The sequence below is a fragment of the Oleiphilus sp. HI0123 genome, from assembly GCF_001635315.1.
Map to the genome: position 1 here is coordinate 1 of NZ_LWGE01000246.1, position 941 is coordinate 941.

Consider the following 941-nt stretch of genomic DNA (forward strand, 5'->3'; position numbering starts at 1 on the left):
CTAACTTGATGAGTTCGAGTTCCGCGCCAATCAGGTCGCTCTGATCCTTACTGCCAACTTCATATAATGATTGAATGAATTCATGTATTTGCTCTAGAAATACACGGTCTTCCGAAATGAGTTCAATGTTCTGCTGCCAAAACCAAGCTTCTAACCAAGCTTTTTCAATGCTTTGTTTACGCCCTATCCAGTAAGCTTCCTGCTTGACGGTCTGAAGACCCACTTTCTCCTGGTTAATATCTTCGCGCAGCGATAAGGTGTCGCCTTTGGGGAACATTTGTCTGACGCCTACCCGTAATTGGGTCATAGGCTCCTGATCAAATTCAAATGTGTCTGTCGGTAAGCTCTGTATCGCCGCAAACAGAGTTGGGTCTGGCAAAAAATCACTCGCTTTTGCCTCAGCTTCAAAAGCCTTCGCCTGAATACCCAGGGACTTTAGCCTGAAATCATTGGCGCGAGCTCTAGTGAGCACATCAGATAGGGAAAGCAAGCCTCCTTGCTCAGACTGAGCTTGAACTAACTTAGTCGTTTGCAAGGTTCCATTGCTTTCTTCCGAGGCATGGACAGATAAAAAACTTGAAGCAACGAGCAAACCAGAATAAATATACATTAAACGTGACAAGACACGTTTTGTTTTAAAGCGAAACATAAGACAAGGTCCAAAGCTATTTAGCGAGCCCAAGGGCTATAAAATTAACTAGCGATAAGTAAAACTAAAAAGCGACGGGAGCTCCGAATTTAAGGCGGAACTTCCTTAGGGTCTTATGAAATGGGAGGGGGGAAAGAAGGTAATGTCTGTGGGTTTAGATAAAATGATGCCGTAAAATTAAAGGCAACTCTATCTGTGCTGAAGGATAACGCGGAATTATGGAAAGCCGCTGATGAAGACTGACAACCAGCCTGTGCACATAAACAAGACTCATCACAACAGTCATTTGTGA

The 941-nt window shown here is 43.8% G+C and carries 1 protein-coding gene; it reads right to left on the minus strand.

Translation table 11 applies throughout. From position 1 onward, the window contains the following. A partial coding sequence (locus A3761_RS02445) for a TolC family protein (RefSeq protein ID WP_197472746.1) occupies positions 1–649 on the minus strand: 649 nt, incomplete at its 3' end. Positions 650–941: the final 292 nt, after the last annotated feature.